The 24,377-nt window shown below is 57.7% G+C and carries 29 protein-coding genes; 16 read left to right on the top strand and 13 right to left on the bottom strand.

Going from position 1 to position 24,377, the window contains the following annotated elements; translation table 11 throughout:
- Nucleotides 1-67: 67 nt before the first annotated feature.
- From QOY30_RS01195 to QOY30_RS01185, 3 genes are all read right to left on the bottom strand, one after another.
- The gene (locus QOY30_RS01195) at nt 68-1,204 is read right to left on the bottom strand and encodes an FAD-dependent oxidoreductase (protein WP_283742819.1); all 1,137 of its coding nucleotides are present in this window, start codon (nt 1,202-1,204) and stop codon (nt 68-70) included.
- 141 nt (nt 1,205-1,345) lie between these two features.
- Nucleotides 1,346-1,510 (bottom strand): rubredoxin, encoded by a 165-nt coding sequence (locus QOY30_RS01190; protein WP_283742818.1) that lies wholly within the window; start codon nt 1,508-1,510, stop codon nt 1,346-1,348.
- 28 nt (nt 1,511-1,538) lie between these two features.
- The gene (locus tag QOY30_RS01185) at nt 1,539-2,012 is read right to left on the bottom strand and encodes a rubrerythrin family protein (RefSeq protein ID WP_283742817.1); all 474 of its coding nucleotides are present in this window, start codon (nt 2,010-2,012) and stop codon (nt 1,539-1,541) included.
- Between the two features lie 256 nt (nt 2,013-2,268).
- Between QOY30_RS01185 and QOY30_RS01180 the strand changes: the two genes are divergently transcribed.
- The 5 genes from QOY30_RS01180 (at nt 2,269) to QOY30_RS01160 (ending at nt 5,318) form a co-directional block, all read left to right on the top strand.
- Nucleotides 2,269-3,174: a hydrogen peroxide-inducible genes activator gene (locus QOY30_RS01180; RefSeq protein WP_283742816.1), complete on the top strand. Its 906-nt coding sequence runs from the start codon at nt 2,269-2,271 to the stop codon at nt 3,172-3,174.
- Nucleotides 3,171-3,818 (top strand): class I SAM-dependent methyltransferase, encoded by a 648-nt coding sequence (locus QOY30_RS01175; protein ID WP_283742815.1) that lies wholly within the window; start codon nt 3,171-3,173, stop codon nt 3,816-3,818. Before QOY30_RS01180 ends, QOY30_RS01175 begins: the two co-directional genes overlap by 4 nt.
- Before the next feature lie 371 nt (nt 3,819-4,189).
- Complete coding sequence (locus QOY30_RS01170; protein ID WP_283742814.1) at nt 4,190-4,444, top strand: winged helix-turn-helix transcriptional regulator; 255 nt, start codon at nt 4,190-4,192, stop codon at nt 4,442-4,444.
- 35 nt (nt 4,445-4,479) lie between these two features.
- Entirely contained in the window at nt 4,480-4,806 is a 327-nt protein-coding gene (locus QOY30_RS01165) for a hypothetical protein (protein ID WP_283742813.1), read from the top strand.
- A 59-nt stretch (nt 4,807-4,865) separates the two neighbouring features.
- Nucleotides 4,866-5,318 carry a DUF2147 domain-containing protein gene (locus QOY30_RS01160; protein ID WP_283742812.1) on the top strand — a complete coding sequence of 151 codons (453 nt, stop codon included), beginning with the start codon at nt 4,866-4,868 and terminating at the stop codon, nt 5,316-5,318.
- A gap of 26 nt (nt 5,319-5,344) precedes the next feature.
- Here QOY30_RS01160 and QOY30_RS01155 read toward each other — a convergent pair whose 3' ends face one another.
- Nucleotides 5,345-5,581, bottom strand: a complete 237-nt coding sequence (locus QOY30_RS01155; protein ID WP_283742811.1) for a hypothetical protein — start codon at nt 5,579-5,581, stop codon at nt 5,345-5,347.
- 68 nt (nt 5,582-5,649) lie between these two features.
- Between QOY30_RS01155 and QOY30_RS01150 the strand changes: the two genes are divergently transcribed.
- The 10 genes from QOY30_RS01150 to QOY30_RS01105 all read left to right on the top strand — a co-directional run bounded on the left by QOY30_RS01150 (nt 5,650) and on the right by QOY30_RS01105 (nt 16,077).
- A complete protein-coding gene (locus tag QOY30_RS01150; protein ID WP_283742810.1) occupies nt 5,650-6,558 on the top strand; it encodes a LysR family transcriptional regulator in 909 nt (302 codons plus the stop codon).
- A 141-nt stretch (nt 6,559-6,699) separates the two neighbouring features.
- Nucleotides 6,700-8,358 carry an OFA family MFS transporter gene (locus QOY30_RS01145; RefSeq protein WP_283742809.1) on the top strand — a complete coding sequence of 553 codons (1,659 nt, stop codon included), beginning with the start codon at nt 6,700-6,702 and terminating at the stop codon, nt 8,356-8,358.
- Between the two features lie 11 nt (nt 8,359-8,369).
- On the top strand, nt 8,370-8,876 hold the full coding sequence (locus QOY30_RS01140; RefSeq protein ID WP_283742808.1) for an HPP family protein: 507 nt from the start codon (nt 8,370-8,372) through the stop codon (nt 8,874-8,876).
- Nucleotides 8,877-8,891: 15 nt separating this feature from the next.
- Nucleotides 8,892-9,329: an NAD(P)H-dependent oxidoreductase subunit E gene (locus tag QOY30_RS01135; RefSeq protein ID WP_283742807.1), complete on the top strand. Its 438-nt coding sequence runs from the start codon at nt 8,892-8,894 to the stop codon at nt 9,327-9,329.
- The gene (locus tag QOY30_RS01130) at nt 9,326-10,819 is read left to right on the top strand and encodes a formate dehydrogenase beta subunit (protein ID WP_283742806.1); all 1,494 of its coding nucleotides are present in this window, start codon (nt 9,326-9,328) and stop codon (nt 10,817-10,819) included. The genes QOY30_RS01135 and QOY30_RS01130 overlap by 4 nt, the downstream gene beginning before the upstream one ends.
- Entirely contained in the window at nt 10,816-13,653 is a 2,838-nt protein-coding gene (fdhF, locus tag QOY30_RS01125; protein WP_283742805.1) for a formate dehydrogenase subunit alpha, read from the top strand. Before QOY30_RS01130 ends, fdhF begins: the two co-directional genes overlap by 4 nt.
- Complete coding sequence (gene fdhD / locus QOY30_RS01120) at nt 13,650-14,459, top strand: formate dehydrogenase accessory sulfurtransferase FdhD (protein ID WP_283742804.1); 810 nt, start codon at nt 13,650-13,652, stop codon at nt 14,457-14,459. Before fdhF ends, fdhD begins: the two co-directional genes overlap by 4 nt.
- Nucleotides 14,456-14,677, top strand: a complete 222-nt coding sequence (locus QOY30_RS01115) for a formate dehydrogenase subunit delta (protein WP_283742803.1) — start codon at nt 14,456-14,458, stop codon at nt 14,675-14,677. The genes fdhD and QOY30_RS01115 overlap by 4 nt, the downstream gene beginning before the upstream one ends.
- Before the next feature lie 19 nt (nt 14,678-14,696).
- A complete protein-coding gene (gene moaA / locus QOY30_RS01110) occupies nt 14,697-15,689 on the top strand; it encodes a GTP 3',8-cyclase MoaA (protein WP_283742802.1) in 993 nt (330 codons plus the stop codon).
- Nucleotides 15,690-15,870: 181 nt separating this feature from the next.
- Nucleotides 15,871-16,077 carry a DUF2188 domain-containing protein gene (locus QOY30_RS01105; protein ID WP_283742801.1) on the top strand — a complete coding sequence of 69 codons (207 nt, stop codon included), beginning with the start codon at nt 15,871-15,873 and terminating at the stop codon, nt 16,075-16,077.
- Between the two features lie 33 nt (nt 16,078-16,110).
- On the opposite strand, the gene QOY30_RS01100 is transcribed toward QOY30_RS01105, so the two are convergent.
- From QOY30_RS01100 to QOY30_RS01075, 6 genes are all read right to left on the bottom strand, one after another.
- Nucleotides 16,111-16,734, bottom strand: coding sequence for a class I SAM-dependent methyltransferase (locus tag QOY30_RS01100; protein ID WP_283742800.1), 624 nt, complete (start codon nt 16,732-16,734; stop codon nt 16,111-16,113).
- Nucleotides 16,735-16,754: 20 nt separating this feature from the next.
- Nucleotides 16,755-17,669 carry an oxygen-dependent coproporphyrinogen oxidase gene (gene hemF, locus QOY30_RS01095; RefSeq protein WP_283742799.1) on the bottom strand — a complete coding sequence of 305 codons (915 nt, stop codon included), beginning with the start codon at nt 17,667-17,669 and terminating at the stop codon, nt 16,755-16,757.
- Nucleotides 17,670-17,692: 23 nt separating this feature from the next.
- Nucleotides 17,693-18,250: an L-threonylcarbamoyladenylate synthase type 1 TsaC gene (gene tsaC / locus QOY30_RS01090; protein ID WP_283742798.1), complete on the bottom strand. Its 558-nt coding sequence runs from the start codon at nt 18,248-18,250 to the stop codon at nt 17,693-17,695.
- A gap of 104 nt (nt 18,251-18,354) precedes the next feature.
- The gene (gene purD / locus QOY30_RS01085) at nt 18,355-19,641 is read right to left on the bottom strand and encodes a phosphoribosylamine--glycine ligase (protein ID WP_283742797.1); all 1,287 of its coding nucleotides are present in this window, start codon (nt 19,639-19,641) and stop codon (nt 18,355-18,357) included.
- A gap of 49 nt (nt 19,642-19,690) precedes the next feature.
- Entirely contained in the window at nt 19,691-19,930 is a 240-nt protein-coding gene (locus QOY30_RS01080; RefSeq protein WP_283742796.1) for a hypothetical protein, read from the bottom strand.
- A 2-nt stretch (nt 19,931-19,932) separates the two neighbouring features.
- On the bottom strand, nt 19,933-20,874 hold the full coding sequence (locus tag QOY30_RS01075) for a tetratricopeptide repeat protein (protein ID WP_283742795.1): 942 nt from the start codon (nt 20,872-20,874) through the stop codon (nt 19,933-19,935).
- 243 nt (nt 20,875-21,117) lie between these two features.
- Here QOY30_RS01075 and QOY30_RS01070 point away from each other — a divergent pair, with 243 nt between their 5' ends.
- Nucleotides 21,118-21,459 (top strand): hypothetical protein, encoded by a 342-nt coding sequence (locus QOY30_RS01070; protein ID WP_283742794.1) that lies wholly within the window; start codon nt 21,118-21,120, stop codon nt 21,457-21,459.
- 43 nt (nt 21,460-21,502) lie between these two features.
- On the opposite strand, the gene purH is transcribed toward QOY30_RS01070, so the two are convergent.
- Genes purH through dusB form a run of 3 tightly spaced genes read right to left on the bottom strand, consistent with a single transcriptional unit; the run spans nt 21,503 to nt 24,341 of the window.
- On the bottom strand, nt 21,503-23,065 hold the full coding sequence (gene purH / locus QOY30_RS01065) for a bifunctional phosphoribosylaminoimidazolecarboxamide formyltransferase/IMP cyclohydrolase (protein ID WP_283742793.1): 1,563 nt from the start codon (nt 23,063-23,065) through the stop codon (nt 21,503-21,505).
- 17 nt (nt 23,066-23,082) lie between these two features.
- Nucleotides 23,083-23,337: a helix-turn-helix domain-containing protein gene (locus QOY30_RS01060; protein WP_283742792.1), complete on the bottom strand. Its 255-nt coding sequence runs from the start codon at nt 23,335-23,337 to the stop codon at nt 23,083-23,085.
- Nucleotides 23,334-24,341, bottom strand: coding sequence for a tRNA dihydrouridine synthase DusB (gene dusB, locus QOY30_RS01055; RefSeq protein ID WP_283742791.1), 1,008 nt, complete (start codon nt 24,339-24,341; stop codon nt 23,334-23,336). Before dusB ends, QOY30_RS01060 begins: the two co-directional genes overlap by 4 nt.
- Between the last annotated feature and the right edge of the window lie 36 nt (nt 24,342-24,377).

Genomic DNA, 24,377 nt, shown 5'->3' with positions numbered 1-24,377 from the left:
ACGCGGTAGCGCACCATTTGCAACACAACTACATCGTGGGCACAGAAACGTGCCCACACTACCAAGCTTACACCGCAAGCCTCTTCGCCATCTCGTTCCGTTCCCCCGCATATTCACCCGTGAGCACGAACCCGCTCAGTTTGTTCAGCGCATCGACAAACTCCATCTTCACACCCTGCCCCGTCGCCATCTCCTGCCATACGCCGATTGCATCGCGCGCCACCGGCGACACAGCAACGGGATGCGCTGGCGTCTTGACCACCACGGGCATGGCGGGGAACACCACCTTCGCGTCTTCGCCGTTCAGCACGCGGGACAACGCCCGGCCCGCATGCATGATGGGCAGCACGAACGGCAGCACCTTGCCTTCGATCTCGGCGCAGTCGCCCATCGCATAGATTGACGCGTCGCTGGTGCAAAGCCGTTCGTTCACCACGATGCCGCGGTTGACCGTGATGCCGGCATCGCGGGCAAGCTGGGTTCGTGGGCGCAAACCGACAGCGGAGAGCACAAGGTCCGCCTGCATGCTGCTGCCGTCGGCAAGGGTCAGCGCATAACCGGCGTCTGCCTTGTTCACGCTCTGCACGGACGTGCCGAAGCGCCATGTCACGCCGATCTTTGACAACGGTTCCAGCAACTGCTTGCCGGCCTGTTCCGGCATCAGGCTGGCGAGCGGATAGGCGCCGCGGTCGATGACGCTGACGGTGTATCCCGCAGTCGCAAGGTCGTTGGCGAATTCGCAGCCGATGAGCCCACCACCCATGATGGCGATGGATTTTGACGCACCCAGGGCTACGCGCAGCTTTGCGTAATCCTTAAGGTCGTTCACGGACAGCACTTCATCCACCGCGTCGCCTTGCAACGGGATGCGAATCGGGTCGGCACCCAACGCGAGCACCAGCTTGTCGTACTCCAGCATCCCGGACGTGGTGTCCAATTGTTTGCTGCCGCGATGGATGGCATGGACATCGGTATCCACCAGCAGTCCAATATCGAGCTGCTTCGCCATGTCGGCTGCTTTCGTCAGGACCAGGCTGGCCGCATCCTTGTTCTGTGCGAAGGCGTTCGACAGCATGGGCTTGGAATAGTAGTCGCCGTTGTCGCGTGTCACCAGCGTGATAGGGATATCACGGTTCAGCTTGCGCAGTTCGCGAACGACGGTGTAGCCCGCCAGGCCGCTGCCCAGCACGATGATGGGGTTCATATTTGCTCCTGAAAAACTTGGTTTCTAATGATATGGCTCGAACAAATATTCCGTTCTTGTTGAGCTTGTCGAAACATGAACGGCCTCATGGCCTTCGACAAGCTCAAGCGAACGGGCTTCACGCCCCGACCAGTCCGATGGTCAGACCTCGACCATCTCGAAATCCGCCTTCGCCACTCCGCAATCCGGGCACGCCCAGCTTTCCGGAATGTCCGCCCAGGCCGTGCCGGGTTTGATTCCTTCTTCCGGCATACCGACCTTTTCATCGTAGATAAAACCACACACCACACATTGCCAAACTTTCATTTCGTTCTCCTTGTCGATTTATTTTGTATCACGCTGTAATTTTTGCCAATGTTGCGCGGTATTGGTTGGCATGCCGTTCTTCCACCCTGGCCAGTGCCGCGAAGCGCTTGGCTGCCTTTTCCAGAGTAGCCTTGAAGAGTGCGGCGTGTTCTTCCGACTCTTCGATCTGTTGTTTGATCTCCGAAGCCGCCGCCGCATCGCCTTCCTGCTGCGCAGTCTTCAGGAAACCGGGGTACATCTCGGTGTACTCGTAGGTCTCGCCTTCGATCGCCATCTGCAGGCAGCGCTCCGTGCTCATTTCGGCTTTTGGATAGAGCAGGTCGAGGTGGCCCAGTGCGTGTTGCACTTCCTGGTTTGCCGTCTCCTCGAAAACCCTGGCGGTTTCCTCGTCGCCTGCCGCCCGTGCTATCTTGGCAAAGTAACGGTACTTGATATGCGCCATCGATTCACCGGCAAATGCCGCTTCGAGATTGGCTATCGTTTTGATCTCCGGTCGTTTCATGTTGCTCTCCTGTCTGGTTGGTTGATGAAGTGGTTTGTTGCCCACGGACGCAATGTAGACTTCGGCACATGATCAATCCAATTGATTGTTCAAACCGAGTTGATTTATTATGCAAATCACATGCCTCGTCATCCCGGCGCAGGCCGGGATCCAGTGGGTTGAATAAATCCTGCGAAGCAGGGCAAAACCAAAAGCATGTTGAATAACTACGCTGGATTCCGGCCTGCGCCGGAATGACGGCTTAAAAGGAACCGCCATGACACTCAACGAACTGCGCTTCATCGTCGCTGTGGCCCAGGAACTCAACTTCCGCCGCGCCGCGGAAAAATCCTTTATCAGCCAGCCGGCTCTGTCTCTCGCGATCCAGAAGCTGGAGGAAGAATTGGGCCTTAAGATATTCGAGCGCGGGAAAAGCGACATCACCATTACGCCCGTCGGCACCGCCATTGTCGAGCAGGCGCAGCGCGTGCTTGAAGAGGCCGAACGCATCCGTGAGATCGCGGCCCAGGGCAAGAACCAGCTCGCCGCACCTTTGCGCATCGGCATCATCCACAGCGTCGGCCCGTATCTGCTGCCGGACCTGATCCCCGCGCTGAAAAAGGTTGCGCCGCACATGCCGCTGGAGGTGGAGGAGAACATCACCGCCAATCTGGACAACCTGCTGCGCAACGGCAAGCTGGATGTCATCATCATCGCACTGCCATTTGGCGATACCGGCATCCTCACCCACCCTTTGTATGACGAACCGTTCGAGGTGGTCGTCAGCAGCGAGCATCACTGGGCTGACCGGCGCAGCATCAAGGCCGACGAGCTTGCCGGTGAAAAGGTGCTGCTGCTGGATTCGGGACACTGCTTCAGCAACCAGGTGGCCGAAGCGTGTCCCGATCTCAGCCGCAAAGGCACGGATACCCAACACGGCACCTCGCTGGAAACCATACGCAACATGGTCGCCTCCGGCCTGGGCATCACCGTGCTGCCGGCCTCGGCGAACAGTGTGCGCTACCGCAGTCGGCTGCTGAAAGTCATCCCGTTCGCCAAACCGGTGCCAGCGCGGCGCATCGCGCTGGCCTGGCGCAAAAGCTTCGCACGCACACAGGCCATCGAGGCGCTGGCAAAAGCTGTCGCCCAGGCCAAGATCACCGGCATCACCCATCTGCCATGACCCTGCACGATCAACCCTACCGCCAAAATCCGCTCCTGCGCCTGAGCTACAGCCTCATCGCACCGCTTTACGATGCCGTTATCGAGCGCCCGATGCGCAGGGCGCGGCAACAATCGCTGCGTGCACTGCCTACCGATACAAGCAAACGGGTATTGATCAGCGGCGTGGGGACGGGTTTGGATCTGCCCTGGCTACCGGCGCTGCACCATTACACCGCACTCGATTTCAATCCGGCGATGCTGGCGCGAGCCAGACCACGCAGCGAAAAAATGGGCGTGCAGTTCGTGTTTGGCGACAGCATGGCGCTGCCATTCCCGGATGAACATTTCGATCACGTCATCCTGCATCTCATCGTCGCCGTGGTACCGGAACCGCAACGCTGCCTGAGTGAGACAATGCGAGTGCTAAAACCCTGCGGCACGGTCATCCTGTTCGATAAATTCCTGCAACCGCAACAACGCGCCCCTCTGCGGCGACTGTTCAACGTGGTGACCCGCCGTTTTGCCACACGCATGGATGTCGTATTCGAGGAAGTATTGAGCAGCACCCCTGAACTTGAAGTGATCAGCGATACGCCTATGCTTGGAAGCGGGTGGTTTCGCGGGATTCTGTTAAGGAAATCGGCTAATCAATCTTTGAAATAATTATTTAGTTATTTGATAGTAAAGGAAATTTTAATTTTTCAACCAGTCGCCCAGTTACAGGCTGTGAGTTGCAGAACTAATCCCTGAATCACGGGTCTGACATGATGCCCGGTTCATGCGGGCGAAAGACGATGTCTTACTTAGACGTTGATTTATAAAGGAGATTGTGAATGAGCGACAAAAGCACTGGCAAAACTTTCCAAGCCGACACTGGGTTCAAGATCGCATTTGGCTGGCTTACAGCTGCAGCCGTATCGATTGCCAGTTGGGCTGGTCTCGCTTAAAGTCTACTTTATCTAGACTGGTTTTTACTTCGGAAGGCGGTTCAAACCGCCTTCCGGTATTTTGACTACTCAATACCAAAACATAAAATGAACGAAATACTGCAACTCCTGAAAACACGCGGCGAACGTTTGGATTCCGAAATCGCCGAGGCCACCGGAATTTCACTCGCCAAAGTTCGCGCCCATGTATCCGAGCTCACTGCGCGGGGCGAGGTGATGTCATGCCATTCGACCCGTTATGAGAAGGGCAAGAAGATCGAGGGAATCAGATGCCGGGTAGCCGGATATATTCCACCGGCAGCGCCGGGCAGAAAATCAAAGGCCCAACTGAAGTTGTCTTGATTCCGGGTTGTCCACGCGATCTTATTTGAACAGGCATGGGACGTCGCAATCACTACCATGTCTACGTGATTGAGTTGTCGAAAGACGTGCTTTACGAAGGCCGGTTCAGGAAATCCAATCCCGGCTATATCACGGGCAAGCCGTGTGTTTATGTCGGAATGACGGGACTGGATCCGGACATTCGCTTCGACAAACACAAGGCAGGCATCCAGTCCAACCGATATGTAATGAAATTCGGATTGCGGTTGTTGCCCGAACTTTACGAAATCTACAATCCGATGCCCTATGAGGCAGCGTGCGATCTGGAAGTGGAGCTGGCAATCGACCTGCGCGAATCGGGATATGGTGTTTGGCAGGCATGATACGCAACATGGAAATGCTGCTGTAAACTTCACTGAACGATATCCGGAGAAATCTCAGCATGGCATTCAACTTCAAGACGGCAATTGCGTGCATGTTGCTGTCTGCAGTTCCTCCCATTGCCTGGTGCGGGGAACTGGAAGGTTTGTGGCAGGAATTTGACGACCGTACGGGAAATCTTGAAGCCCTGATACGCATCAAGCATCTAAGCGACAACACCTATGAGGGGAACATAGAAAAAATAATTCCCGATAAACCCGAGAACGCCGCAATGCTCTGCTCTGCCTGCACCGGCAGTTTATACAATCAGCCGCTCTTGGGGATGCGCATATTGTCCGGCATGAAGCGCAAGGATGAACTCACTTTTGAAGGAGGCACCGTCCTCGACCCCGATGAAGGGAAGATCTACCGCTGCCGCATCCGGCTCTCGGAAGACGGCAAGACGATAGAGGTAACTGGTTATGTCGGTTTGGCCTGGTTGGGACAATCCGAGATATGGAAGCGCGCCGACTAGACATTACAAGGATATATCCAGTGAAATCAAAATTTGCTGTTTTCATTTTGCTCACCCTTGCCTGCTTTGGGGCATTTGCTTCCGGCGCACCCTGGTACAAATGGATAAACAGGGCAGATAGAACGATACTGTGCGCGCAAATTTCCCCCGGCAACACTTGGGTAAAGTACCAAGGTCCCTTCATGGAATCGCAATGCAAGAAACCCGGCAATCCACAGTAATGTATTGACGCTAGCCACGAATTTCAAATAGCCGTTCAGCATCGTTTTTTCGCTCGGATTAAAGTGTTGCCCGAGGCTCAGCTTTCGGCGATGATGGGGAAATCAACGCTATGATGATCGCCCGAAAATATCTCTACCTGATCGCCCTGGCCCGCGAGAAACATTTCGGTCGGGCTGCGCTTGCTTGTCATATTTCCCCCTCTACTCTTTCAGCCGCGATCAGCGACCTTGAAGCCGAACTCGGCGTCGCCGTGGTCGAGCGCGGCAAACAATTCACCGGACTTACCCCCGAAGGTCAATGCGTCGTCGACCATGCACATCGCATGGTTGCCGGAGAAGAAGGTTTGAGGCAGGAATTGGCCAGCCTGCGCAATGGGCTCAGCGGGCACCTGCGTCTGGGTGTGATCCCCACGGCGCTGACCGTGGTCGCTTCGCTCACTTCCGCTTTCTCACGCCGTCACCCGTTGGTAACAATCGATGTCTTGTCGCTTTCCACCAGCGAAATCCTGTCGCGACTGCAGGATTTCGAAATCGATGCCGGCATCGTCTATGTCGAATCCGGCCTGGCAGCGCGCCAGTTACTCACCATTCCCTTGTGGAATGAGAATCACGTCTTATTGACTCCGTCAGGCGGCCCTTTCGAAGGTCGCGACAGCGTGACCTGGATTGAGGCTGTGCAAGTACCGCTGTGCCTGCTCACTCCCGACATGCAAAACCGCAAGACCATCGATGCTGTTTTTGCCCAGCTCGGCTGCACGATACAGCCCACGCTGGAATCGAACTCCCTCATCAGCATGCTGGCACATGTCTGTTCCGGTGCCTGGTCGGCCATCTTGCCGCACAGCGTGCTTGATCTGATCGGCGTACCGGCAGGAGTACAAGTGCTGCCGCTGACCGAACCCGCCGTGGCATGGGCGACCGGGTTGGTCGTGCCACAGCGTGAACCGCGTTCGCCGATGACGGAAGCCTTGCTTGTGGAAGCTCATAGCCTCAACGATTCGTTCGCCAAAGACGAATAGGCGTTCGGTATTTCCCGCTTTCAACTCCCAACCGATTGTCGTAGTTTCAACTATGGAGAGATAATCCAAATCGCCCGTCACCAGCAACACTGTTCCACATACTGGTAAGGCGGATTTTTTTTAAATGACTGAGGAGAATACATGGCGAACGCACTTGCTTCAGGAGCACCCGCGACACCCGGTTTTTTAGACAGAGAAAGCACTATCGCCAAGCCCGGCTTCAATCGCTGGCTGGTTCCACCCGCCGCCCTTGCCATCCACCTGTGCATCGGTATGGCTTACGGCTTCTCGGTGTTCTGGTTGCCGTTGTCCAAGGCAATAGGCATTACACAGCCTGTCGTTTGTCCGTCGGACATGGGATTTTTCGCACAAATGGTCGCGACATCCTGCGACTGGAAGATCTCCATGCTGGGCTGGATGTTCACGCTGTTCTTTGTATTCCTCGGTTCCTCTGCGGCGATCTGGGGCGGCTGGCTTGAACACGCCGGCCCGCGCAAGGCGGGTGTCGTGGCCGCCTTCTGCTGGAGCGGCGGTCTGGTGATCTCTGCACTGGGTGTCTACATGCACCAGATATGGATGCTCTGGCTGGGCTCGGGCGTCATCGGCGGCATCGGCCTCGGCCTGGGATATATCTCGCCGGTATCGACCCTGATCAAATGGTTCCCGGACAGGCGCGGTATGGCGACCGGCATGGCGATCATGGGCTTCGGCGGCGGCGCGATGATCGGCGCCCCACTGGCCGACAAGCTGATGAAATATTTCGCCACTCCCGCCTCGGTCGGCGTGTGGGAGACTTTCCTGACACTGGCAGTGATCTATTTCATATTCATGATGATCGGCGCGCTCGGCTATCGCGTCCCCGACCATGACTGGAAGCCTGCCGGCTGGCAGCCTCCCGCAGAAGCTTCCAAGGGCATGATCACCGACCGCCATGTGCATCTCGACGTGGCCTGGAAAACACCGCAGTTCTGGCTTATCTGGGGGGTACTCACACTGAATGTGACTGCAGGTATCGGCATCATCGGCATGGCATCGCCCATGTTGCAGGAAGTCTTTGCCGGAAAACTGATCGGCGTCGATCTCGCATTCAACGACCTCAATCCTGCACAAAAAGGTCAGATCGCTGCCATCGCTGCCGGCTTCACCGGCCTGCTTTCTCTGTTCAACATCGGCGGTCGTTTCTTCTGGGCATCGCTCTCGGACAAGCTTGGACGCAAGATGACCTATTCGATCTTTTTCCTTCTCGGTTGCGCGTTGTACGCGTCAGTCCCGAGCCTGGCATCTGCGGGCAGCCTGGCTTTGTTCGTTGCCGCCTTCTGCGTCATCCTGTCCATGTATGGCGGCGGTTTCGCCACCGTGCCCGCCTATCTCGCCGACATGTTCGGCACCAAGATGGTCGGCGCCATTCACGGTCGTCTGCTGACCGCCTGGGCAACAGCCGGTGTGCTCGGCCCGGTGCTGGTGAACTACATCCGTGAATACCAGCTCGATCACGGCGTGGCCCGTGCCGATGCCTACACCATCACCATGTATGTCCTCGCCGGACTTCTGGTGCTGGGTTTCATCTGCAACTGGCTGGTCAAGTCGGTAGCCGAACAACACTACATGACGGAAGAACAATTGAAGGAAGAAAACAAGCTTGCCAACGACACCCACCAGCATTTCGTTGCGGACGTCGGCGCTTTGACCCAGGAAGCAAGCCACAGCTGGAAGGTTGCGCTGGCATGGCTGGCGGTATGGATACCGCTCGGCTGGGGTATCTGGATGACGTTGCAGAAGACGCTCATTCTGTTCAAGTAATAGCGCGTGCAATGAGCCTGATCGCAAAACTCAGCGGGGATGGGGCAGCAATACCGCCCCGTCCGGACAGTGTCAGCATCGTCAAGGCCTGGGTCGGATCGCTGCTTGCGATCGGCGCAGTAGGTCTGGCCGCAAGCAGCATGCAACTCGCCCTGGTACTCGGCTCCTTCGGGGCGTCTTGCGTGCTGGTCTTCGGCTATCCGGACCTGCCCTTCAGCCAGCCGCGAAATGTATTTTTTGGACACATTCTGTCGTCGGCAACAGGGTTGCTGTTCCTGACCGTCTTCGGCCCGCATTGGTGGGCGATGGCATTGGCAACCGCAACAGCCGTGGCTTTGATGATGGCAACACGCACGACGCATCCTCCGGCGGGGTCGAATCCCGTGATCGTTTTCCTGACGCAACCGGGCTGGAACTTTGTTCTGTTTCCCACTGCCTTAGGTGTAGTCATCCTGTTGCTGGCGGCATTGGTCTACAACAACGTCTCTCGTAAAAGTCGCTACCCAAAATACTGGTAGCCTGGAACTATCCCCATGATCACCAAATTGAATGCCATCTTCGGCAAGCATCAGCATCAAGCGGGTTCTCTGCTGCCCATCCTGCACGACGTCCAGCACGAGCTGGGTTATGTGCCGGATGAAGCGGTTCCACTGATCGCAAAAGAACTCAATCTGTCGCGTGCCGAAGTGCACGGCGTCATCACCTATTACCATCACTTCCGCCGCACACCGCCGCCCAGGCATGTGGTGCACGTGTGCTGCGCCGAAGCCTGCCAGGCGAACGGCAGCGAAGCGCTGGCCGAGCATGCTGCGGCGCGCCTGCAGCACGGCGATATTTCAATGGAGCCGGTCTATTGCCTGGGGCTGTGCTCGATCGGCCCTGCCGTCCAGATCGACGAGACGACGCTGCATGCGCGCGTGACGCCGGAGAAGTTCGACTCGCTGGTAGCCGCGTTGGGAGAACGCTCATGAGCATCACCGTTTACGTTCCCGGCGATGCGGCTGCGCTGGCGCTCGGTGCCGACGACGTTGCTGCTGCCATCACGATCGCTGCGGCAAAACGCGGCACGAAAATCAATCTCGTACGCAACGGATCGCGCGGCCTGTTCTGGCTGGAGCCGCTCGTTGAAGTTGCCACGCCACAGGGCCGCATCGCCTACGGACCGGTGACGGTGAACGATGTGCCCGGCCTGTTCGTTGCCGACTTCATTTCAGGCGGCAAACATCCGTTGCGCTTGGGCAACATCGAAACCGTCCCCTATCTTGCCCGGCAACAACGCGTCACCATGCGTCGTGTCGGCGTGATTGATCCGCGTTCGCTGGAAGATTATCTGGCGCACGGCGGCGGGCGAGGCCTCGCCCTCGCCCGTACATTGGCGCCCGCTGCCATCGTACAACAGGTCACCGATTCCGGTTTGCGCGGACGCGGCGGCGCCGCCTTTCCCACGGGCATCAAATGGAAGACCGTGCTCGATACGAAGTCTGCGCAGAAATACATCGTGTGCAACGCAGACGAAGGCGACTCGGGTACCTTCTCCGACCGCATGCTGATGGAAGGCGACCCGTACTGCCTGATCGAGGGTATGGCGATCGCCGGTCTCGCGGTCGGCGCAACACACGGGTACATCTACGTGCGTTCTGAATATCCGCATGCCATCGCAGCATTGAATGCCGCACTGCAGGCCGCGGGCGACTGGCTGGGTGATTTCCATATCGAAGTGCGCAAGGGTGCAGGTGCCTACGTTTGCGGCGAGGAAACGGCGCTGCTGGAAAGCATCGAGGGCAAACGCGGCATCGTGCGCAGCAAGCCGCCGTTGCCCGCGATCTCCGGCCTGTTCGGGCAGCCGACCGTCATCAACAACGTCATCACCTTCGCCAGCGTGCCGGACATGCTGGCGCAAGGCGCTGCCTCCTATCGCGACCTGGGTGTGGGCCGTTCGCGCGGCACGTTGCCGTTCCAGCTCGCGGGCAATATCAAGTTCGGCGGTCTGATTGAAGTGCCGTTCGGATGTACGCTGCGCGAACTGCTGTACGACTACGGTGGCGGTTCGCGTTCCGGCCGCCCGCTGCGCGCGGTGCAGGTCGGCGGCCCGCTCGGCGCCTACCTGCCCGAGTCGCAGTTCGACACGGTGCTCGACTATGAAGCCTTCGCGGCCATCGGCGCCGTGCTCGGCCACGGCGGCATCGTTGCCTTCGACGACACCGTGGATATGGCCAAACAGGCCCGCTATGCCATGAAGTTCTGCGCGCTCGAATCCTGCGGAAAATGCACACCCTGCCGCATCGGCTCGACACGCGGCGTGGAGGTCATCGACCGCATACGCACCGGTGCATCCGAACAGATTCCGTTATTGCGCGACCTGTGCGACACCATGGCACTCGGCTCGTTATGCGCCATGGGCGGCATGACGCCTTACCCGGTGCTGTCCGCACTCAATCATTTTCCGGAGGATTTCCAATGAACGACCTCGATTACGGTACTCCCGCGGTGATCGCCGACCGCGAAGTCACCTTGAACATTGACGGCATTGCGGTGAGCGTGCCTGCCGGCACTTCGATCATGCGTGCCGCCGTACAGGCCGGCATGATGATTCCCAAGCTATGTGCAACGGATTCACTGGCGCCATTCGGCTCATGCCGCTTATGCCTGGTCGAGATAGAAGGTCGGCGCGGCTACCCGTCTTCGTGCACGACGCCTGTGGAAGCCGGCATGAAAGTGCGTACCCAATCGGCGAAACTCGCCGATCTGCGGCGCAATGTGATGGAACTGTATATTTCGGACCACCCGCTCGACTGCCTGACCTGTGCCGCCAACGGCAACTGCGAACTGCAGACCGCCGCGGGCCAGGTCGGATTGCGCGAGGTGCGCTACGGTATGGCGGGAGCCAACCATTTTACGGATGCGAAGAAGGACGAATCCAACCCCTATTTCACCTTCGATCCGGGCAAATGCATCGTGTGCAACCGTTGCGTGCGCGCCTGCGAGGAAACGCAGGGCACGTTTGCGCTGACCATTTCCGGCCGCGGCTTCGAATCGCGCGTCTCGGCGAGCCAAAGCCAGGACTTCATGGATTCCGAATGCGTCTCCTGCGGCGCCTGCGTCAATGCCTGCCCGACGGCAACACTGATCGAAAAAACGGTAATCGAGAAAGGCCAGGCCGAACACTCGGTCCTGACGACCTGCGCCTATTGCGGCGTCGGCTGCGGCTTCAAGGCGGAAATGAAAGGCAGCGAGGTTGTGCGCATGGTGCCGTGGAAAGACGGACAGGCCAACGAGGGTCATGCCTGCGTCAAGGGCCGTTTCGCCTGGGGTTACGCGACACATCCCGACCGCATCACCAAACCGATGATACGCGCGAAGATCAGCGACCCATGGCGTGAGGTGTCCTGGGACGAAGCCATCGCCTATACCGCCCGCGAATTGCGCCGTGTGCAGGAAAAACACGGCAAGAATTCGATCGGTGCGCTGGTGTCCAGCCGCTGCACCAACGAGGAAGATTATCTGGTGCAAAAGCTGGTGCGCACCGCCTTCGGCAACAACAATGTGGATACCTGCGCACGCGTCTGCCACTCGCCGACCGGCTACGGCCTCAAGCAAACCTTGGGCGAATCGGCCGGCACGCAAACCTTCAAATCGGTCGAGAAGTCCGACGTGATCCTGATCATCGGCGCCAACCCGACTGACGGCCACCCGGTGTTTGCGTCCCGCCTGAAACGTCGCGTGCGCGAAGGCGCGAAGCTGATCATCGTCGACCCGCGCAATATCGATCTGGTGAACGGCCCCCACGTTCGCGCCAGCCATCACCTGAAACTCCGGCCCGGCACCAACGTTGCAGTGCTCACCGCACTGGCGCATGTGATCGTGAACGAAGGGCTGCTCGCGGAGAGCTTCATCGCCGAACGTTGCGAGACTCAGGCCTTCGCCGATTGGAGAGAGTTTGTCGCGCGACCGGCCAATTCGCCCGAAGCGCTGGAGGCGGCTACCGGCGTGCCTGCCGCCGAAGTGCGCGCGGCAGCACGTTTGTATGCGACCGGCGGCAACGCTGCCATCTATTACGGCCTCGGTGTCACCGAGCATTCACAGGGTTCCACTGCCGTGATCGCCATCGCCAACCTCGCGATGGCCACCGGCAATGTCGGACGCGAGGGCGTGGGTGTGAACCCGCTGCGCGGACAGAACAATGTGCAAGGCTCCTGCGACATGGGCAGCTTCCCGCACGAGTTGCCCGGCTACCGCCATGTATCCGACAGCATCACGCGCGGACTGTTTGAAGATGCGTGGAATGTCACCATCCAGTCCGAACCCGGCTTGCGTATTCCCAACATGTTCGAAGCTGCGCTCGACGGAAGCTTCCTCGGACTTTATTGCCAAGGCGAAGATCCGGCGCAATCCGACCCGAACACGCAACACGTGCAGGCCGCGCTGAGTGCCATGGAGTTCGTTGTAGTGCAGGATATCTTCCTCAACGAGACGGCCAAGTTTGCGCATGTGTTCCTGCCGGGTTCTTCCTTCCTGGAAAAGGACGGCACTTTCACCAATGCCGAGCGGCGCATCTCGCGCGTGCGCGGGGTGATGCCGCCGCTGGCAGGCAAAGCCGACTGGGAAGTGACGATGGCGCTGTCCAACGCGCTGGGCTACCCGATGCACTACGACCATCCGTCGCAGATCATGGACGAAATCGCGCGCCTGACGCCGACTTTTGCCGGGGTCAGCTTCGACAAGATCGATCGTCTGGGCAGCCTGCAGTGGCCGTGCAACGACGAGGCTCCGGACGGCACACCCACCATGCACGTGGATCATTTTGTGCGCGGCAAAGGGCGCTTCCTCATCACGCAGTACGTGCCGACCGACGAGAAGGTGACGCGCAAATACCCGCTGCTGTTGACGACGGGCCGCGTGCTCTCGCAATACAACGTCGGCGCGCAAACGCGGCGTACCAGGAACGTGCATTTCTATGACGAGGACAGGCTGGAGATTCATCCGCACGATGCGGAGGAACGCGGCATTGCCGACGGCGACTGGGTAGGCGTGCAGTCGCGCGCGGGCGATACGGTTTTGCGTGCCACGATCACCGAGCGGGTGCAGCCCGGCGTCGTTTACACGACCTTCCACTTCCCGGAATCCGGTGCCAACGTGATCACGACCGACAACTCGGACTGGGCCACCAACTGCCCCGAGTACAAGGTGACGGCGGTGGAATTGGTGCGGGTCGACCAACCGTCCGAATGGCAGTTGCGCAATGCCCGGCATGACAAGGAGCAGCGCCGGTTGCTGGCCGACGCCACCGCAAAATGATCGTTCTCGAAAACATGCCGGCGAAAACACAGCTGACGGTTCAGCGTACCGGAAGTGCTTCCCAAGTCGACACCGTGGCAGAAGAAGTACCGGTGGCCCTGGAGTACAACGGTATTTCGCACACGGTGATGCTGGCCACACCCGCCGACCTCAAGGACTTCGCACTTGGCTTCAGCCTGACTGAAGGCATCGTGGAACGGCGCAGTGAAGTGTTCGACATCGAGATCGAGGAAGCGGAAGAAGGAATCACCCTGCATCTGGAGATCGCGGGCGGCGCCTTCGCCCGCCTCAAGGAACGCCGCCGCAGCCTGGCCGGGCGCACGGGCTGCGGTTTGTGTGGTGCGGAAAGCCTGACCCAGGTCATGCGCGATCTGCCGCCCGTAGCTGATAGCACCCCCTTTCCTCTCGCCGCGCTGCATGAAGGTATGCGCCGCTTGCCGGCTCAACAGCAATTGCAGCAGACGACAGGTGCCGTGCATGCCGCCTGCCATGTCTCTGCCGACGGCAGCATCAGCCAGGTGCGCGAGGATGTCGGCCGCCACAATGCGCTGGACAAGACACTGGGCGCGCTGGCAGGTATCGATGCAGTTCCCGAAGGAGCTTTGCTCATCACCAGCCGCGCCAGTTTCGAGATGGTGCAGAAATCTGCAGCGATGGGCTATGGCATCCTCGCTGCCGTTTCGGCACCGACCGCGGCTGCAATACGCCTGGCAGACAAGCTCAATCTCACTCTGGTCGGCTTTTTACGCGGCGCCAACTGCTCGATCTATACTCACGCAAAACGCCTGCAAGGAAGCAATCTATGAATATTCCCAACCTGATCAAGATGGCCAACCAGATCGGCGCTTTCTTCGAAGCCATGCCCAACCATGAACAGGCGGTAAAAGATATTGCCGCACATATCCAGAGAAGCTGGGACCCGCGCATGCGCGCGGCAATGCTCCAGCATATCGGTGATGCCGGCGATGTGGAGCTGTCACCGATGGTGCGGGAAGCTTTCCTGCTGGTAAAGAAGGCCGGCTGACGTTCGACTTATGGGAGCAATGGCCGTGAATGACATACAAGACACATTCGGCAGGAAAGTAAAATACCTGCGTTTGTCGGTGACCGACCGCTGCGATTTTCGCTGCACGTATTGCATGTCCGAGAAGATGGAATTCCTCCCGCGCAGCGAAATACTGTCGCTGGAAGAGTGCCTGCAAGTCGCCAAGACTTTCGTCGGGCTGGGAGTCGACAAGATCCGCCTCACCGGCGGCGAACCGCTGACGCGAAAAGACCTGCCATGGCTGGCCTCGCGCATACGCGAGCTTGCCGGGTTGCGCGAATTGACGATCACAACCAACGGCTCGCAGTTGGCGAAGTTTGCGCAACCGTTGGTGCAAGCGGGAATAGACCGCGTCAATATCAGTCTGGACAGCCTGGAGCCGGACACCTTCCACCGCATCACGAGGACCGGGAATCTGCCCCAGGTATTGGCGGGGATCGACGCGGCGATAGAGGCTTGGGGACCGCGTCACGTCAAACTGAATACCGTGCTGATCCGCGATATCAATCATCTCCAGGCGAATGACCTGGTCCGGTTCGCATTGGCACGCGGCATAGACATCAGCTTCATCGAACAGATGCCGCTTGGCGAGACCGGCTATCACCATGCCGATTCCTACTACAGCAACACCGAAATGCTGGAGCAGGTGAAGCAGCATTTCGAGGTTTTTCCCAGCGTCGAAAGCACGGGCGGTCCGGCACGCTATTGGCGCGTATCGGGTCACGAATCGCGCATCGGCTTCATCTCGCCGCACTCGCACAACTTTTGTGCGGACTGCAACCGGATGCGCGTGACTGCCCGTGGTGAATTGTTTCCCTGTCTCGGCAACGAGGGCATGGTGGACTTGCTGCCCGCGGTGCGGGCGGGTGACGAAGGCCGCGTGCGCGATCTGATCGCCCAGGCCGCCGGGCTCAAACCCAAGGCCCATACCTTCGATCTGACCCAGCCCGCATCCAGCATCGTGCGTTTCATGTCGCGTACCGGCGGATGACGCCCGGTCTGTAGCGGCATCCAGTCCTTTCCTGCAAGTCCCCAATCTGTGCATCAGCGCACAGAGCGCACTCTGTCCAAGTGCGAAGATTCTTTCTGGGGTACCGGTGAACAAGCCGTTCAGGCGCCGGTCCCACCAGAGTACGAAATATTCGCAAGCACACATACCAACAGGAGTTTATATGACCGACAAAAGATTATTTGTGGAACGCCGCCCCGAGGGTGACTATGCAGTCAGGAAATCAAATTCGGAACGTGCCAGCGATGTTTTGCCCACGCAGGCTGAAGCAATCAAACGTGCCAAGGAACTGAATCCCGGCGCCGCGCCCGTGGTTGAACGCGTTCGCAATACGCCAGGCGGAAAACCGGATCAGTGGCGCAAGGCATAGCATCGTCGCCGTGCCTAAAATTGGCCGTGGTTGTTAGCTATTGATCCGTCGGCAATAGCAATAGACGAATTTCTGGACCTTGCCCGCCGGCGTGTGATGCTCTTCCTTCTGGTGTTTCAGCAGGGTGAACGCATCGCCGAACTGATCGTGCAATTCGTCCGCACGGTAGCGCATCACTGGTAGGCCGCTGCATTGCTGCGGCCCGTCCTCTGCGAACGTGGCAACGATGACATGCCCTCCGGGCTTGACCGCATTGAACACGGTGCGCACGTAGGCATCGCGTTGCTGCGGTGTTGTCAGGAAGTGGAACACCGCGCGGTCGTGCCAGACATCATAACGTTTGCCGGGCAGGTCGACGTCGGTGATATCCGCCTCGATCCAGCGCACTTTGCTCTCCTGCATCCCCAGACGCTGGCGCGCCGCATGCAGCGCTGCAGCAGAAAGATCGAGCACTGTCAGGTCGCGGTATCCCTCTGCCAGCAGGTCATCCACCAGCGTCGAAGCACCTCCGCCGACGTCGATGATGCCGGCATCCTTGTTGGCAGTGGCTGCCTTGATCAGATCCAGCGACAACTGGGCATGAGGCTGGAACCAGCTCACCTCGTCGGTGGCCTTGGTTGTATAGACGGTTTCCCAATGTTCTTTGCCAGCTTGCATAGTGGCCTCCTGTATTTGCTTCACACCCAATCCCTGGGCACCAGATACTTGTCATACAGCTCGGCTTCCGGCGTACCTTTTTCAGGATGCCAGTCATAGCGCCACTTCACCAGCGGCGGCATGGAAAGCAGGATGGATTCGGTACGCCCGTTCGACTGCAGGCCGAAGATGGTGCCGCGGTCGATGACCAGGTTGAACTCGACATAGCGGCCGCGACGATAGAGCTGGAAATCGCGCTCGCGTTCGCCGTAGGGGGTGTCCTTGCGCTTTTCCAGCAACGGCACATAGGCCGACAGGTAGTGGTCGCCAACACTTTGCTGGATCGCGAAGCAGCTGTCAAAATCCGGTTCGCTCAGATCGTCGAAGAAGATGCCGCCGATGCCGCGCGGCTCCCCGCGATGCTTGAGGTAAAAGTAATCGTCGCACCATTTCTTGAAGCGCGGATGCAACGAAGGGTTGAGCGGCGCCAGCGAGTTCTTGCAGATCTGGTGGAAGTGTTTCGCATCTTCCTCGAAACCGTAGTAAGGCGTAAGGTCCATGCCGCCGCCGAACCAGAACACTTTTTCACCGTCGGGCTTGTGCGCCATGAACATGCGCACGTTGGCATGCGAGGTCGGCGCATAAGGATTGCGCGGATGCATCACCAGCGATACGCCCATCGCCTCCCAGCTGCAGCCGGCCAGCTCGGGGCGGTGCGCGGTGGCCGATGCGGGCATCTTGTCGCCCTGCACATGCGAGAACGCCACGCCGCCACGCTCCAGTACATTGCCTTCCTCGATCAGGCAACTGATGCCTTCGCCCTTGCCGATGCCGCCGCTGCCGCTGGCACGCTCCCATTTGTCGCGCAGGAATTTCTTGCCGTCCACTTGTTCCAGGCGTTCGACGATGAGCTCCTGCAGTTCGAGCAGGTATTCTTTGACGGCTGCGCTATCCATGTATTCTCCCGTTTGATGCGTTGTTATTTTCGAATGATTTTACCATCGGCCCATGCGCGAATTGTGGAAGGTTGTTTGCGTTTCCCCACCCGCCCGCGCAATACCCACACTGCTCCACCGAATAAGCGTTGGCATTCGGCATAAGTTTTCGTCGGGCGTTGTCCACTGCGATTGGCACTGGTGGAAACCAGTGCACTGCCTGCGCTGCGGCAGAGCCCCCTGGCAATTGGATGGGCGGTAAGGCGCACGGCCAGCGTGTCATGTTCACCGCGCAACCAGTGCGGGGCGGAATGGCGAGTCGGCATCAGGCAAGTAACGGCTTGCGAGCCATATTGCTGCAACTTGACCTGATCGGCAGGAGCAAGTGGCAACAAGTAGCGTGCAACTTGACGGTAGTGCGATGCGATCAGGATGAGGCCTTTGCGCTGCGGGCGCTGTTTGAGCTTGAGAATGCGCAGCACGGCATTGCGATTGGCCGGATCGCAACCCAAGCCATAGCAGGACTCGGTCGGATAGGCGATGATGCCGCCGCGCTTGAGGTGGGCTTTGAGTCGTCTGGCAGGTATAGCTAATTGGCGCAACTTGTTCCCCCAACCGAGCGTGAGTTGTTGGGGCTTTAGCCCCTTACAACCACGGCCTAACCCTTGCGGATGAAGCCCTCCCCCGGAGGGAGAGGAAACTTGGATTATTTGCGTCCGATGGCGCGATAGCCGATATCCCGCCTCATCTGACAGCCATCGAAGTGGATGGTATCGGCGATGTCATACGCATGCTTCTGCGCCATTTTCACCATATCCCCAAGCGCGACCACACACAGCACCCGTCCTCCGTTGGTGACGACCTTGCCGTCCTGCATGGCCGTGCCGGCATGGAACACATGCGCGTCTTCCAGCTTTTTCGCCCCCTGACCATTGGGAAGCCCCGTGATGACGTCGCCCTTGCGCGGCGTATCGGGATAATTGGCCGCAGCCATCACCACCCCCAGCGCGGTGCGTCGATCCCATTCCGCTTCGACTTTGTCGAGCGTGCCGTCGATGGCGTGCTCGACAATGGCGGAAAAATCGCTCTTCAAACGCAGCATGATGGGTTGCGTTTCGGGATCGCCCATGCGGCAGTTGAATTCCAGAACCTTGAGTCCGCCGTCGGGCGAGATCATCAGGCCCGCATACAGGAATCCGGTGTAGGTGATGCCTTCGCTTTCCATGCCGCGCACCACCGGCTGGATGACTTCGCGCAGCACCTTGGCATGGATGGTCGGCGTGACCACCGGCGCGGGAGAGTATGCGCCCATGCCGCCGGTGTTGGGGCCTTGGTCGTTGTCCTGCAAACGTTTGTGATCCTGGCTGGTCGCCATCGCCAGCACGTTCTTGCCGTCGACCATGACGATGAAGCTGGCCTCTTCGCCTTCCAGGAATTCTTCGATCACCACGCGCGCCCCGGCGTCGCCGAGCTTGTTGTCGGAGAGCATCATGTCGATGGCGTCGAACGCTTCGTCCTTGCTCATCGCCACCACCACGCCTTTGCCTGCTGCGAGGCCGTCCGCCTTGATGACGATGGGTGCGCCGTGCTTCTCGACATAAGCTTTCGCAGCCGCGATATCGCTGAAGGTCTCGAAAAACGCGGTGGGAATGTTGTGGCGCGTCATGAAACGCTTGGCGAAATCCTTTGAGGATTCCAGTTGTGCCGCGGCCTTGGTCGGGCCGAATATCTTGAGCCCTGCCGCACGGAACGCATCGACCACACCCGCCGCCAGCGGCGCTTCCGGACCGACCACGGTGAGCTCGATGTTCTCGCGTTTAGCGAACTCGATAAGATCCGGAATCGCGGTGATCGCGACGTTTTCCACGCCCTCTTCCAGCGCCGTACCCGCATTGCCCGGTGCAACATACACTTTCTGCACCTTGGCGCCCTGCGCCAGACGCCAGGCCAAAGCATGTTCGCGACCACCGTTACCTATTACCAATATCTTCATAACACAACCTCAAATTATCGTAATAGTGGGCTGCATGCCCACAGGGAGTTTATTTTTTGGGATTTTTTTGTCCGCGCTTTCCTGTGTAGGGATTAGTGTTGCCCTTGCTGCTCCAGTTGTCTCTTTGGGTTTTGTTGGCATTAGTTCGATTGTGCGGAGCAACATATTTTCCATCCTTCCTCATGTGCCCACGAACATGCTCTGAAGCTTCGGAGGGAATAGCAAACAATGCCGCCAATAAAATTGTTACGACAATCGAGCCTACAGAACTCATTACTTTTGTTGGCATCGCTAACATCCCTTGAATTTATTAGCGATACATTTTCTGGCAAGTTCTTGCGCTTCAGCAATTTGCTGTGCAGTCATTGAATGCTCCAACAAATCACGTGGTTTACTCAATTCCTGCTGATTTGCGCTATTCGCGTTAGCTATCCCAATATTCATCCACATGTGTGACAAAACATAATCTTGAGAGACACCACGCCCATTTATGTACATCGCCCCGAGACTGTATTGTCCTACTGCGTCACCCTGTTCAGCTGCCAATCGATACCACTTCACAGCCTCTTTGTAATTTTGAGAATCACCTTGCCCAATTTCGTACATATGCCCAAGGTGTGATTGCGCTAATGCATCACCCTGTTCTGCGGCCAACCGATACCATTTCATCGCTTCCTTATAATCTTGAGGAACCCCGCGTCCATATTCATAACAAGACCCAAGCTTGAATTGTGCTGTAGTTTCACCCTGCCCCGCTGCAAGTTGAAACCACTTCACTGCTTCTTTGTAATCTTGAGTTATACCTATGCCATTTAAGTACATCGTGCCGACGTTTATCTGAGCAAATTTATTACCCTGTTCTGCGGCCAATCGGTAATGCTTCATTGCCTCAATATTATCCTGAGGAACACCTTGTCCATTGAGATACACCCCTCCAAGGTAGAATTGCGCGCCATCATCACCTTGTTTTTCTGCCAGTCGAAGCCACTTCAAGGCTTCAGTGTAATTTTGTGGAACACCTTTTCCATCTACATACATTGCCCCAATCAATCCTTGTGCTAAAGCATTCCCATTCTCTGCTAGCTTCCTGAGTAATTTTGCTGCTTTTACATAATCATTTGCACTATAGGCACGTTTTGCATCTGACAACGGGTCAGCAACGGCTTGCCCAATCAATGCAAACAAACACCCACAAACCAACAATAAATGTTTTAGCAAAAGATTCACTTTCATTCTCTCTATCTTTTATTTCCCATGCTTAGGTTCTATTTAAATCGGCAACGTTACGTATACCTGTAAGTACCATGTCGTAAATGGGACTTGTAACTATCAAGTCATGAATAGTCATTAAATCTTTCTCGTGGCTCAAAACTTTTAACTACCATCGACAGACTGAATCACCAGTTCTAAACGCTAGGGTTTCAGTTGTATATTGTGCCTCGTTGTAATCTACATCAACCAACCGGAGATCAAACCATGAACCCATGTAAATGCATTAAGCAGACATTGCAACGGGTAGGCATTGTGCGACGCAAAAAAAGCAACTCAGACTTCTCCTCATTTATGGTCACTACACTACTTACGCGCAAGCAACTTCTAATTGAAGAGTGTGTAAAACAAGATGTCTCAATCAATATTGACGACCCGTCTGAGCAGTCTTCTGGCCCCTATTCAATTTTTAGTTGTATCGCATCTGAGGCTGAACTAGAAAGTCGTTTGAATGCCAAAAAAGAAACTATTCTTTCCAGACACGCAAACTTCATTGCGCTCTCTGCTCTCATTGTTTCAGCTGTTGCTCTCGTCAGGCCTTTCCTATGAGACACCAAAGGAAGGTTGAAAAGCGTAGCCCTTTCGCCCATATTTAATGCCTGAAGTGACGGAAGCCAGTAACCACCATCGCAATCCCATGCTCGTCGGCGGCGGCGATGACTTCCTCGTCGCGCATCGAACCACCGGGCTGGATGACCGCTTTCGCGCCTGCTGTCGCCAGCACGTCCAGACCATCGCGGAACGGGAAGAAGGCATCGGACGCGACAACGGAGCCCGTCAGGCTGAGGCCTGCGTTCTGTGCCTTGATGCTGGCGATGCGTGTGGAATCCACTCGGCTCATCTGCCCCGCACCCACGCCCAGCGTCTGACCGTCCTTGCAGAACACGATGGCATTGGACTTCACATACTTCGCCACGCGCCAGGCGAACAGCAGGTCGGTCAATTGCTCTTTGGTAGGCTGTACCTTGGTCACGACTTTAAGTTGCGACGCCTGCACGTTCAGCACGTCCGGCGTCTGCACCAGCAGGCCGCCGCCGACGCGCTTGAAGTCGAACTGGTTGTGTGCGTTGGACAGCGGCACGGTCAGCACGCGCACGTTCTGCTTCGCGGCAGTCACTTTCAGTGCAGCTTCGGTGGCGCTCGGCGCAATGATGAGTTCGACGAACTGGTTGGTGGTGATCTGCGTGGCACTTTCGGCATCCAGCTCGCGGTTGAAGGCGATGATGCCGCCAAAGGCGGAAGTGCTGTCTGTGGCGTAAGCCAGCTTGTAAGCGTTCAGCGCGGTGTCGGCGATCGCCACGCCGCACGGGTTGGCGTGCTTGACGATGACGCAGGCCGGTTGATCGAAAGTCTTGACCAGTTCCCAGGCCGCATCGGCATCGCCGATGTTGTTGTAACTAAGTTCCTTGCCCTGCAACTGGGTGTAGCCGGAGATGCCGCCCACCAGCGGCACGAGGTCACGGTAGAACGCGGCCTTCTGGTGCGGGTTCTCGCCATAGCGCATTTCCTGCACTTTGGCGAAGTTGAAATTGATCTGTGCCGGGAAGTCACTCTTGCTGCCGTCGCTGTTGATCGCGGTGAGGTAGTTGCTGATCATGCTGTCGTAGGCGGCAGTGTGCGAGAACGCCTTTTTCGCCAGATCGAACTTGGTGGCGGCGGAGACTGCACCCTTGTTGGTCTGCATCTCGGCCAGCACATCGGCGTAGTCGGCCGGATCGGTGACGATGGCGACATGCGCATGGTTCTTGGCGGCGGAGCGCACCATGGCCGGCCCGCCGATGTCGATGTTCTCGATGGCATCTTCGAGCGTGCAGCCGGGCTTGGCGATGGTCGCCGCAAACGGATACAGATTCACCACCACCAGGTCGATGGTCGGAATGTCATGCTTCTTCAACGTGGCGACATGCTCCGGCAGGTCGCGCCGCGCCAGAATGCCGGCGTGCACTTTCGGTTGCAGCGTCTTCACGCGTCCGTCCAGCATTTCCGGAAAGCCGGTGTAGTCGGCCACTTCGGTGACCGGAATGCCGTTGTCGGCGAACAATTTCGCCGTTCCGCCGGTGGAAAGAATCTTTACCCCGAGCTGATGCAAACCGCGGGCGAATTCGAGAACGCCGGACTTGTCCGACACGCTGATGAGTGCTTGTTTGATGGCCATCTGGATTCTTTCGTGGATTATTTGATTCGGTGGTCCTGCATCTTCTTGCGCAAGGTATTGCGATTGATGCCGAGCAATTCGGCGGTGCGCGTCTGGTTGCCACCCGCATGGTGCAACACGGTTTCGATCAGCGGTTTTTCCACGCAACAAAGCACCATGTCGTATACACCGCACGAAGGCTCCTCGCCGTCGAGGTCCTTGAAATAGTCGTTTACTGCCTTGCGCACATGTTTGGCGATGTCGTTCTCGTTAATCCCTATATCTTCAGTCATGCTGCAAGCTCCCCTTCGTAAAGCAGTCGTTCGCTGCTTATTTTTTGTTCTTCAAAAAAATCCGTTACGGCGCCCATCTGTTCGTCCACGCTCTCCAGTTGGTTCATGCGGTGTCGGAACACGGCCGAACCCGGCAAGCCCTTGGTGTACCAGGAGATGTGCTTGCGCGCCACGCGCAGCCCGGTATGCTCGCCGTAAAAATCATAGAGTTCATCAAGATGGCCAATCAGCACAGCCTGTATTTCGCCGACTTGTGGCGAGAGCTGGTGAGTGCCCGTCTGCAGGAAATGCTCGATCTCGCGAAACAGCCAGGGACGGCCTTGTGCGGCACGACCGATCATCACTGCGTCCGCGCCCGTATGTTGCAGCACGAAGCGCGCTTTTTCCGGCGTGGTGATGTCGCCATTGGCGATGACGGGGATATGCACTTCCGCCTTCACCGCGCGGATGGTGTCGTATTCGGCATCGCCGGTATAGGCACAGGCACGGGTACGGCCATGAATGGCCAACGCCTGGATGCCGCTTGATTCGGCAATGCGCGCGATGTTGACCGCATTGCGGTTGGTCTTGTCCCAGCCGGTACGTATCTTCAGGGTGACCGGCACATCCACGGAGCCGACGACGGCTTCCAGAATTTCCGACACCAGTTTTTCGTTCTGCATCAGCGCGGAACCCGCCATGACGTTACAGATCTTCTTGGCCGGACAGCCCATGTTAATGTCGATAATCTGCGCGCCGTGATCCACGTTGTAGCGCGCGGCCTGCGCCAGCATCTTGGGATCGGCACCGACGATCTGCACCGAAATCGGATCGACCTCACCTTCATGGTTGGCGCGGCGCATGGTCTTTTCCGAGCCGTACAGCAGGGAATTGGAAGCCACCATCTCGGACACCGCCATGCCCGCGCCCATGCGCTTGCAAAGCATACGGAACGGCCTGTCCGTCACGCCCGCCATGGGTGCGACAATGAGGTTGTTCTTGAGCTTGTAGCGTCCGATTTGCATGATGATTTCCAAAGGGGGCGGCGATTATAAATTAAT

The sequence above is a fragment of the Sideroxydans sp. CL21 genome (assembly GCF_902459525.1).
Taxonomy (GTDB): domain Bacteria; phylum Pseudomonadota; class Gammaproteobacteria; order Burkholderiales; family Gallionellaceae; genus Sideroxyarcus.
The sequence above is the reverse complement of the archived record's forward strand: the minus strand, read 5'-3'. Positions and strand labels throughout refer to the sequence as shown.

Coding starts and splice junctions, on each gene's coding strand:
- QOY30_RS01195 (WP_283742819.1), bottom strand. CDS start 1,204: ATGAACCCCATCATCGTGCTGGGCAGCGGCCTGGCGGGCTACACCGTC.
- QOY30_RS01190 (WP_283742818.1), bottom strand. CDS start 1,510: ATGAAAGTTTGGCAATGTGTGGTGTGTGGTTTTATCTACGATGAAAAG.
- QOY30_RS01185 (WP_283742817.1), bottom strand. CDS start 2,012: ATGAAACGACCGGAGATCAAAACGATAGCCAATCTCGAAGCGGCATTT.
- QOY30_RS01180 (WP_283742816.1), top strand. CDS start 2,269: ATGACACTCAACGAACTGCGCTTCATCGTCGCTGTGGCCCAGGAACTC.
- QOY30_RS01175 (WP_283742815.1), top strand. CDS start 3,171: ATGACCCTGCACGATCAACCCTACCGCCAAAATCCGCTCCTGCGCCTG.
- QOY30_RS01170 (WP_283742814.1), top strand. CDS start 4,190: ATGAACGAAATACTGCAACTCCTGAAAACACGCGGCGAACGTTTGGAT.
- QOY30_RS01165 (WP_283742813.1), top strand. CDS start 4,480: ATGGGACGTCGCAATCACTACCATGTCTACGTGATTGAGTTGTCGAAA.
- QOY30_RS01160 (WP_283742812.1), top strand. CDS start 4,866: ATGGCATTCAACTTCAAGACGGCAATTGCGTGCATGTTGCTGTCTGCA.
- QOY30_RS01155 (WP_283742811.1), bottom strand. CDS start 5,581: ATGCTGAACGGCTATTTGAAATTCGTGGCTAGCGTCAATACATTACTG.
- QOY30_RS01150 (WP_283742810.1), top strand. CDS start 5,650: ATGATGATCGCCCGAAAATATCTCTACCTGATCGCCCTGGCCCGCGAG.
- QOY30_RS01145 (WP_283742809.1), top strand. CDS start 6,700: ATGGCGAACGCACTTGCTTCAGGAGCACCCGCGACACCCGGTTTTTTA.
- QOY30_RS01140 (WP_283742808.1), top strand. CDS start 8,370: ATGAGCCTGATCGCAAAACTCAGCGGGGATGGGGCAGCAATACCGCCC.
- QOY30_RS01135 (WP_283742807.1), top strand. CDS start 8,892: ATGATCACCAAATTGAATGCCATCTTCGGCAAGCATCAGCATCAAGCG.
- QOY30_RS01130 (WP_283742806.1), top strand. CDS start 9,326: ATGAGCATCACCGTTTACGTTCCCGGCGATGCGGCTGCGCTGGCGCTC.
- fdhF (WP_283742805.1), top strand. CDS start 10,816: ATGAACGACCTCGATTACGGTACTCCCGCGGTGATCGCCGACCGCGAA.
- fdhD (WP_283742804.1), top strand. CDS start 13,650: ATGATCGTTCTCGAAAACATGCCGGCGAAAACACAGCTGACGGTTCAG.
- QOY30_RS01115 (WP_283742803.1), top strand. CDS start 14,456: ATGAATATTCCCAACCTGATCAAGATGGCCAACCAGATCGGCGCTTTC.
- moaA (WP_283742802.1), top strand. CDS start 14,697: ATGGCCGTGAATGACATACAAGACACATTCGGCAGGAAAGTAAAATAC.
- QOY30_RS01105 (WP_283742801.1), top strand. CDS start 15,871: ATGACCGACAAAAGATTATTTGTGGAACGCCGCCCCGAGGGTGACTAT.
- QOY30_RS01100 (WP_283742800.1), bottom strand. CDS start 16,734: ATGCAAGCTGGCAAAGAACATTGGGAAACCGTCTATACAACCAAGGCC.
- hemF (WP_283742799.1), bottom strand. CDS start 17,669: ATGGATAGCGCAGCCGTCAAAGAATACCTGCTCGAACTGCAGGAGCTC.
- purD (WP_283742797.1), bottom strand. CDS start 19,641: ATGAAGATATTGGTAATAGGTAACGGTGGTCGCGAACATGCTTTGGCC.
- QOY30_RS01080 (WP_283742796.1), bottom strand. CDS start 19,930: ATGCCAACAAAAGTAATGAGTTCTGTAGGCTCGATTGTCGTAACAATT.
- QOY30_RS01075 (WP_283742795.1), bottom strand. CDS start 20,874: ATGAAAGTGAATCTTTTGCTAAAACATTTATTGTTGGTTTGTGGGTGT.
- QOY30_RS01070 (WP_283742794.1), top strand. CDS start 21,118: ATGAACCCATGTAAATGCATTAAGCAGACATTGCAACGGGTAGGCATT.
- purH (WP_283742793.1), bottom strand. CDS start 23,065: ATGGCCATCAAACAAGCACTCATCAGCGTGTCGGACAAGTCCGGCGTT.
- QOY30_RS01060 (WP_283742792.1), bottom strand. CDS start 23,337: ATGACTGAAGATATAGGGATTAACGAGAACGACATCGCCAAACATGTG.
- dusB (WP_283742791.1), bottom strand. CDS start 24,341: ATGCAAATCGGACGCTACAAGCTCAAGAACAACCTCATTGTCGCACCC.